Here is an 8,302-nt window from a genome sequence, read left to right on the forward strand (position 1 = left end):
TATAATTTATTGATTGAGGTCCATGCTTTCCTTGGTAAAACGCCCCATCGGTGTGTAGTCGTGCCGGTCTTTAAAAGCAAGCTTTTCGACCGATACGAGCACGACCTTCTGGTTTTGCCCCGTCAAGAAAATTTGGCCAGGCTTTCCAAGCTTTCCCTTGGTATGTTTCCCAATTCGCCAGGGATGCACCTTGGCATCTGGGTCGAACACCGCCTGTCCCGAAGCATCCTCGTGAACAGGAATGCCATTCAAAATGGCTGTGTCATACTTATCCTTTGCCATCTAGTCGTCCTCCTTCAAGAGGCGCACAATCTTAGCCCCCATCTCAAAGCGAGTGGAGTCAATTTCACCTTCTGGCTTCAGATGAAGATCAAAGTCCGTTCGGTCCGAGACCATCGCGTACTCTCCTTCTTTCAGTTGTGGCATGTGGGCAACCAAGGCTTCCAAATCCTCTGGCTTCAGGCCACCCTGCCAAGAACGAATGACGAGGCGAACCAATGACAGACCAAGTACCTTCGACAAGAAGGCAATCTGTCCGTATGGCATTGGACGCAACCAAGTGTCGACCGCAAAGTTTGGAAGATCGACATGCTCGCTCCACTCTCCTGATTCTCGACGCCAAATCAACTGATACATTCCTGGTGAACGAAGTTCAAATTCATCGAGATCAACGTCTGAGACATCTTCGTCAATCAAACGAATCTCACCGTTCTGATGCTCCGTAACAACCAGCGGATAAGCGTTCTTCCCGTCGTAGAAGAAGTTCAGCGCAAATTCAGACTGACCATCTTCCGGACCGTTTGGTTGGTGCTTGTCCTTAGGTAGAACAATGACGTTTTGGCCAAGATTTTGCAAGGCCGCAATCAACTTGCGACGATTTCCCGGAACTAAGATAGCCCGTGGATGTTCTTGATCAACAACGGCCATCACATCCGAAACTTCCAGTGGTTCTAAGTACTGCTTGTTGGACAAGTGAGGTAACAAGGTCGCATCGGCGGCGTTGTTGTTCATAATGATGGTCTTGTAGCCCATGGCGCGCAGCTCAGAAAGTGCCACGTTTACCATGTAACCGGCAGCGGCTCCATCCCCCATTCGAAAGGCACCTGAACCAATCAAAAGGACGGATTCGTCACAGAGTGGCGCAGATTCGTTCTCTTCTTCGAAGGTCGCAAAGAACTGCCGTGCCTTTTCAGGGAATTCCCCGGCCGAGGGTTCCAAGGCTTTGTAGGTCGGGATAATACCGGCCTCCTTTGCCAAGTTACGAATGGCTTGGAAGTCGGTTTGCCAGAAACGTGCCAACAAACCATCGGAAAGTCCAGACTTCTTAGCCTCCGCCAAAACGGTCGACGTTGGTCGGGCGTTTAAAATCTTTTGTTCAATCTCTAGGAGATGACCCAACTGGTAGAAGTAGAATTCATCAATCTTGGTCAACTCTGCGAGTTCGTCAACTTCGTAGCCACGGCGAAGCGCTTCAATCAGCAAGAGTACCCGGTTATCTTGGGGGTGAATCAACTGCTGGATAAGCTCATCGTCGGTGATGTTTTTCATGTACTTTGGCGAGAACGAACGGTTGTTAAAGTGAGCAGCTCGAATCGCCTTCTCCATGGCTTCAATAAATGTTCGCCCGAATCCCAAGGCGGAACCAACCGACTTCTGGATGGAAGACAGTTGACGGTTGACTTTAACACCGGCCGCTTCCAAATCTCCGAAGGAGAAGACGGGTAACTTAACCACGATGTGGTCCATCACGGGTTCAAGCATTGCCGTCTTTTCGTGGTAGGAGTCAGGCAAAACAACCTCGTCGATTCGCTTTCCCATGGCTAACTGAGCAGAGACTAACATCACGGGGTAACCCGTGAGCAAAGCCATCCGGTTCGTCAGTTGGTTCAAATAAGGCGAGACCTTGATGACGTACATGTCACCCGTCTTTTCATCAAAGGCCAGCTGCACGTGAACGGGTCCTTGAACCTTCAAAATGTTAGCCACCAAGAAGGCTTGGGTCCGCATCTTTTGCAAGACTTGGTCAGATATCGTGAGAACCGGTGCAACGGAAAGCGAGTCAGACGTGTGAATTCCGATTGGATCCATATCCTCTGACGCACCGACCTGCAAACAGTTTCCAAAGGAATCACGGAGGACCAACAAGGAAACTTCTTTAAGACCGTTGATGGCCTTCGAGATAACGGCTTCCTTGGTCAGGGATTGCTCGAGAACTCGTCCCACCACTTCTTCGAAGTCATCGAGGCGCTTCACAATCCGACGCGTTGTTGCCTGAGCAGGGTTGTGCGCGCGGACGAGCAGCGGCAACTCTAAGTCACGAAGAATCTGATTGGCTTCGTCTTGGCTTTTAACAATCGTTGCTTCTGGCATCGAAAGTCCGGCGTCGATCAAGCGATCATAGAGGGCTGTTTGATCAGCCATGAGTGAAACGGTGCTTTCGGGCATACCAAGCGTTTTGGGCTTGTCACCGTCCTCTTCACGCCACTCAGAGAGCACCTGTTGCCAGAGACGGATTCCGCGGACCCCAGCAAAGGCCGGTACAACGCTATCAATGGCGTTCTCTTTGATGATGGCCTTGATGTTTTGAACGGTCAGGGTCGCCACGATCGTCTTGGCAAAGGCGGACTCCAATGAAAGCGAGTACGGGTTGTCTTCGACAACGAAGAGCTCGTAGCCCTGTTTCTTTAGGATGGGCAGGGCCTGATAGATAGCAGCGTCGTTTTCACCCTGCATACCAAAATCAGTTTCACCAGCGCCCAAGAAGAGAACGCGCTTTTGTTGTTCTTCAGTTGTTCTTTTGTACATAGTCGACTACCGTTTCGAAAAAGTCCAAGAAAACACGTTTTGCTTCTTCCGGTCCAGGTGCTCCATCTGGGAAGAACTGGACGGAAAAGGCTGGGTATTCACGGTGACGCAAACCTTGAATGGAATGGTCAATCATGTCCCGGTGGGTCACGAACAGCTTCTTACTGTCGAGTTCGTCTGGGTCGACGACATACCCTCTACCCTGTCGGGCGTAAATAATTTCTTTTGAGATAATTTCTTGTATGGGGTGGTTCATGCCGTGGTATTCGGCAGGAAGCGCAGCCAAGGCCGAATTGTTGGCCAAGGCGAAGAGCTCGTGTCCTAATCCGATACCCAGCATAGGCACCTTGGTCTGTAAGACGCGTATCAAAGTCAAAACCGACTCGGGCAAGTCTTCTGGGTTCCCCGGACCGGTTGATAAAATAATCCCGTCTGGATCCAGAGTCAACACCTCGTCAACTGACGTCGTATAAGGCAAGACCGTGACGTTGGCGTCGTAGTCCCCTAATACGCGGAGAATGCCGTGCTTCAAACCAAAATCAATCACGATGATGTGAAAACCACGTCCCGGGTTGGCGTAGGCCTTCGGAGTGGCCGTGTTTTGCACCTGCTTGTTGGTCAAAACCGTGGCGGCCAACTGGTCCTTGGCGTGTTCGTCGACGACGTCAACGATGGTTGCCTTCTGCGAACCCGTTTCACGCAGGTGACGAATCAACTTCCGTGTGTCCACCTGAGCGAGGCCTGGAATATTGTATTGTTGTAAGAAGCGGTCCAAGTTCATCCGACGCTGGCGGTTCGTTGAAACCTCGGCCAGGTCGTGGACAATCATCCCCCGGATCTTCGGGTTGATGGATTCGTAGGCTTCCGCGTGAATCCCATCAGCTCCGACAACGGGCATAGCAAAGACAATCATCTGCCCGTCGTAAATGGGGTTGGTTATAGTTTCTTGATAGCCAGAACTGGCGGTATCAAAGATGATTTCACCAAAGGTCGTGGCTGGTGCCCCGAACCCCTGGCCTGAAAAGACCGTTCCGTCTTCTAAAATCAGGTGCCGTTCCATCGATTACCTCGTTAACAAGCGCTACTCGAAAATTGACTAATCAGCTTTTAGTGTTCAATTACAACGGCGTCTTCGCCATCGATTTCGTCCACCATTACCTGAATCTTTTCGTTTTGAGCCGTTGGAATGTTCTTTCCAACGAAGTCCGCACGAATTGGCAATTCACGGTGGCCACGATCAATTAAGACGGCCAGAGTGATTGTCTTTGGACGACCAATTTGAATCAAAGCGTCCAAGGCCGCACGGGTCGTACGACCAGTGAAGAGCACGTCGTCAACCAAGACGATGTTTTGGTCGACAATGTTCAAACGTTCTTGTTCATTCAAACCGAGTTGCGTGTCGTGGTCCAAACGATCGTCACGGTAATCCGTGATATCGATGGCCATCACTGGAATCTTTTCGCCTTCCAGCTGTTCCAAACGGTCCGCAATGCGGTGGGCCAAATATTCCCCGCGGGTTTTAACACCGACAAGAATCAAGTTCTGTCCGCCCTTGTTGTGTTCCAAAATTTCATACGTAATTCGTGTCAAAGCACGTTGCATGGATGGTTGGTCTAATACCACTTTGTTAGCCATGTCGTATCCTTTCAATTCCCTTTTGTTAAGGCGACGTCAGTCGCCGTTTTCATATCTGTCAAAAACGCCTAATCAGCGTCCGTCTTCAATTTCGAATCATCAATCGCATTCAACACCTGCTTGAATATCTTTGGCAATTCTGAGTCAAAAGTCAACCGCTTACCCGTCGTTGGTTGCGTGAGCACCAAAGTCTTTGCGTGCAGCAGCTGTCCCTTCAAACGAATGCCAGCGATTTCTGCCTGGTGTCCATACGTCGGATCTCCCACCACCGGGTGCCCGATGTATTGCATGTGCACACGAATCTGGTGCGTGCGGCCCGTTTCGAGCTGCAACTTCAGCAGCGTGCAACCCATGTAGCGTTCCACCACTTCAAAGTGCGTCACAGCCTCGCGGCCACCAGCCACAACCGCTTGTTTCTTGCGATCCTTTGGATGGCGATCAATTGGTGCATCCACCGTTCCGTTGTTCTCCTTGAATTCGCCCTTCACGAGCGCGTAGTAGTAACGCTCCGTCTTGTGCTCTTTCAATTCAGCCGCCAGCGCCTTGTGCGCCTTGTCGTTCTTTGCCACCATGAGCAAGCCCGACGTATCGCGGTCGATTCGGTGGACGATTCCAGGACGGAACTCCCCGTTAATCGTCGAAAGCGGTGCGTGGTAGAGCAACGCGTTCACGAGCGTACCGGTCGCGTGTCCAGCTGCCGGGTGGACGACCATTCCCTGTGGCTTATTTACGACAATCAAGTCGTCATCTTCGTACACAACGTCCAAAGGTATGTTTTCGGCTTCAAGCTTTTCAACCTCCTTGGTGTCAGGGACATGGATGGCAACCTTGTCACCTTCCTTTGGCTTGTACGAACGCTTGACAGGACTTCCGTTCACTTCAACCAATCCGTCTTTAATCCAAGCAGCAATGGTCGAACGTGACTGTTCGAGCCCACTCTCCGCTAAGGCCGCATCGATTCGCTTGCCGTCTTCTTTAATTGTCAATTCAATGGTTTCAGCCATGTAGAATATCCTTCACCTTTTCTGCGTTTTTCTTGCTGATCAACAAATCAAAGTGATTGTTGATAAGTAGGTGCCGCTCTTTTACTTGTACACCAGAAAAGCGGACTTGTTTCTTTGTAAAAAAGGAGTGAATCAGGATTTGACCGTCTTCAATCACATAGTAGCGACCAAAAACTAAGCCCAATCCGATCAAGGCAATGACTGCCGTATAAAGCATCCAATAGCCGTTCACAGCATACATTAATTCAGAAGCCCAGATAGGACTCACGAACAAAAAGGATGTCCAGAGTAACCAAGCAATTTTGTTCCCATAACCCTCTGGTTGATAAAATCCTGATACTTTTGCCATGTTCGTCTCCTTCAACGATTTTCACCTTTACTATTTTAACATTTTTCCCGGCTTCTGTTATTGTTAGACTGGTATTAACAGGAGAAAAACATGATTCAAATCCAAACGGACGCCGCCTTTCGAAAACGAGACGAAAAAGCAAGCGCGGGCATCATCTTCATCAAGGATAAAGTCCAACATCCTTACGCAACTATTTTAGATAAGTGCACTGATAACCACGAGGCGGAATTTATGGCATTGCTGTTTGGTTTGAAGACTGTTCAAGCTGAATTAAGCAAGACCGAAATGCTCGAAATTCAGTCGGATTCCAAGCTCCTCGTCTCCTCCATGCAAAAGCGTTACGCCAAACACTACCAGGAATACGTGGATGAAATTTTAGCAATGCTTCCAAACCCTGAACTCACTTTCTTCGTCTGGGTAAAGGATTCAAACAACCGCGGTCCGCACGACTTGGCGTTAAGAGCGTTGAAAAAGGACTAAGTCTTTTATTCCTCGATGGTATCACCTGCACCTTCAATCATTTGTCCCCCCGAATTTTTTGATAAAGTATCAGTAGTTGTTTAGAAAGTATTACGGAGTTTTTATGATTCACCAACCATTTTTTTTATTCCTGTTTGTCCTTGCTTTGATTCAGTTTGAACGTAAGCAAGAATACATCAAAAGCCGAAACGTTTGGCTGATTGCTGGCTTTTTCGCTCTCTACCTGACCGGTGCTGAACTCTATTCAAGTATTCAAATGAGTTTACAAGATCACCACTGGGGTTATCTTTTGAACTGGGACTTACCAGCCTTGATTTTTCAAGGCCTATTCGGTCTCTGGATTGTCTACCGCATCTGGTCAACTCGTCAACCAAAGAAGCAACAATAAAAGCAAAAGAAAAGACGCTTGAGAATATCTCAAGCGCCTTTTTTGTTGTGATTAATCTTCGTCGTCGTTGATCAACATTTGGTAACCCCAACGTTCCGTTGAGATGTGATCTGCTTCCTTCATGTGAACTGTACCACGCTGTTCAAAACCATTGTTGGCAATGACCTTTTGCATTGGCAGGTTACCAGGGTGCGTGTCGATTCGGAAATCGCGTGCGCCCTGTGCGTAGAAGTATGAGACCAAGGCCGTGATAAAGCGTGGCGTTAAGCGTTGCCCACGGAACTTGTCTGAGATGGCCACACGGTGCAATGAAGCGTAGTCATGACCGCCCTTCAACCATGAACCGTCCACCAAATTCGTGTAGAGAGGATCTTCCCCTTCGAAAGCCGCCGCATATCCAGCAACTTGGTCATCGGACATCAAGACAAAGGCTTGGTGCTTGTCCAAATCTTCCTGAATTGTGTCGGAATTAGGGTAATCAGCTTGCCACTGATCGATTCCTTGTTCCTTTAAATACCCTTTTGCCGTCTGTAAAATTTCGACAATCGCATCAATATCGCGCGCTTTTGCACGACGCATGTATACTACTGGCATAAAAATGGTTGCACCCCAAAGTAATTTTTAGCGTGCGGCTCCTTTCCGTTTTTTTCATCAGATGAAAATTATAGCACAACGAATGATTTTTACAACCTTTTCAAAAATGACGAATTTTTAGAATGGGAAAACGAAGAAAAAAGAGTCCGTTAACACGAACTCTTTTCCCTTCTTACCAAAAGGTAAATGTTTTAAAACGCCCTCTTAATCCTGCTTCTTGGTCTTCTTATAACCAAGGGCAGAGGCGATTCCAACAAGAGCTAATCCGATTGATTGCTTAAAGTTACCATCAGTCTTCTTAGCCGTATCTGGCATAGCGTGAGAAACTGGGACCGTTTCAGTCTTATTCTCATTTTCAGCCTTCAAGCTTAGATTGCTGTTCTTCGTAGCGTCAGTGTCGGTCGTTTGCGCATGTCTGTCCATGCTCTTTTCTTGACCATCCACCTGTCCAGAAGCTTCAGCTGAACCAAACTTTTCGTCAGACTTGTTATCAGAAGACTTTGCATCTTGCTTATCGGCAGCCTTCGAGGCATCGTCTTGATCAATATCTGTCTCATTGTGCTTATTCTTCTCAGAATCAACGTCACCGTTGTCAGTATCCTCATCCCCATCACGAAGTGAGTCGCCGCCATCGGCTGAATGCGGTGTCACAACAGGGGTTGGTAGTGGCAAGTTATTAATTTTGTCCAAGCCATCGGAAACGGCAGCATCCAACTCGGTCTTACTCTTTGCCTTGTCGATTGCGGCCTTCGCATTTTCAACGGCCGCTTCCAAATCACCTTCGATTTCATCTTGGTCAGAAGAATCCGTGTTGCCCATTTCCTTTACCTTATCGTGATACTGCTTTGCAGCATCATCAATTTGCTTCTTGGCGGCATCCTTATCCGAAGCCGTTACTTGAAGCTTAATTGGGTCAGGAATACTTTGAATCAAGGCCTTCACAAGGCGTGTCACGTGGCGCAGCTCTCCAACCGTCTTTGATTCTGCTCGTATGCTGATAAAATGGACAGATTTTATGCATCGTCCACTGTATAATTATCCCAAGAC

General features: G+C 48.4%; 10 protein-coding genes. 2 read left to right on the top strand and 8 right to left on the bottom strand.

The genetic code is table 11. The features are described from left to right. Nucleotides 1–6: 6 nt before the first annotated feature. The 6 genes from G6R29_RS01445 to G6R29_RS01470 form a co-directional block, all read right to left on the bottom strand. Complete coding sequence (locus tag G6R29_RS01445; RefSeq protein ID WP_213808578.1) at nucleotides 7–282, bottom strand: DUF7671 family protein; 276 nt, start codon at nucleotides 280–282, stop codon at nucleotides 7–9. After that, nucleotides 283–2,805: a carbamoyl phosphate synthase preATP-grasp domain-containing protein gene (locus G6R29_RS01450; protein WP_213808579.1), complete on the bottom strand. Its 2,523-nt coding sequence runs from the start codon at nucleotides 2,803–2,805 to the stop codon at nucleotides 283–285. Then, on the bottom strand, nucleotides 2,786–3,865 hold the full coding sequence (locus G6R29_RS01455) for a carbamoyl phosphate synthase small subunit (RefSeq protein WP_213808580.1): 1,080 nt from the start codon (nucleotides 3,863–3,865) through the stop codon (nucleotides 2,786–2,788). Before G6R29_RS01455 ends, G6R29_RS01450 begins: the two co-directional genes overlap by 20 nt. 47 nt (nucleotides 3,866–3,912) lie before the next feature. Further along, nucleotides 3,913–4,440, bottom strand: coding sequence for a bifunctional pyr operon transcriptional regulator/uracil phosphoribosyltransferase PyrR (pyrR, locus tag G6R29_RS01460; protein ID WP_213808581.1), 528 nt, complete (start codon nucleotides 4,438–4,440; stop codon nucleotides 3,913–3,915). Nucleotides 4,441–4,508: 68 nt separating this feature from the next. Further along, entirely contained in the window at nucleotides 4,509–5,444 is a 936-nt protein-coding gene (locus G6R29_RS01465) for an RluA family pseudouridine synthase (protein ID WP_213808582.1), read from the bottom strand. Continuing rightward, nucleotides 5,437–5,793, bottom strand: a complete 357-nt coding sequence (locus G6R29_RS01470) for an EbsA family protein (protein ID WP_213808583.1) — start codon at nucleotides 5,791–5,793, stop codon at nucleotides 5,437–5,439. The genes G6R29_RS01465 and G6R29_RS01470 overlap by 8 nt, the downstream gene beginning before the upstream one ends. A 90-nt stretch (nucleotides 5,794–5,883) precedes the next feature. Between G6R29_RS01470 and G6R29_RS01475 the strand changes: the two genes are divergently transcribed. Continuing rightward, on the top strand, nucleotides 5,884–6,273 hold the full coding sequence (locus G6R29_RS01475) for a ribonuclease HI family protein (protein ID WP_213808584.1): 390 nt from the start codon (nucleotides 5,884–5,886) through the stop codon (nucleotides 6,271–6,273). A gap of 103 nt (nucleotides 6,274–6,376) precedes the next feature. Continuing rightward, complete coding sequence (locus G6R29_RS01480) at nucleotides 6,377–6,661, top strand: hypothetical protein (protein WP_213808585.1); 285 nt, start codon at nucleotides 6,377–6,379, stop codon at nucleotides 6,659–6,661. A 51-nt stretch (nucleotides 6,662–6,712) separates the two neighbouring features. On the opposite strand, the gene G6R29_RS01485 is transcribed toward G6R29_RS01480, so the two are convergent. Next, nucleotides 6,713–7,240 (bottom strand): GNAT family N-acetyltransferase, encoded by a 528-nt coding sequence (locus G6R29_RS01485; protein ID WP_213808586.1) that lies wholly within the window; start codon nucleotides 7,238–7,240, stop codon nucleotides 6,713–6,715. 219 nt (nucleotides 7,241–7,459) lie between these two features. Continuing rightward, nucleotides 7,460–8,209: a DUF1542 domain-containing protein gene (locus G6R29_RS01490; RefSeq protein WP_213808587.1), complete on the bottom strand. Its 750-nt coding sequence runs from the start codon at nucleotides 8,207–8,209 to the stop codon at nucleotides 7,460–7,462. Between the last annotated feature and the right edge of the window lie 93 nt (nucleotides 8,210–8,302).

Origin of the sequence: Fructobacillus broussonetiae (assembly GCF_018437275.1) — a bacterium.
Taxonomy (GTDB): Bacteria; Bacillota; Bacilli; order Lactobacillales; family Lactobacillaceae; genus Fructobacillus; species Fructobacillus broussonetiae.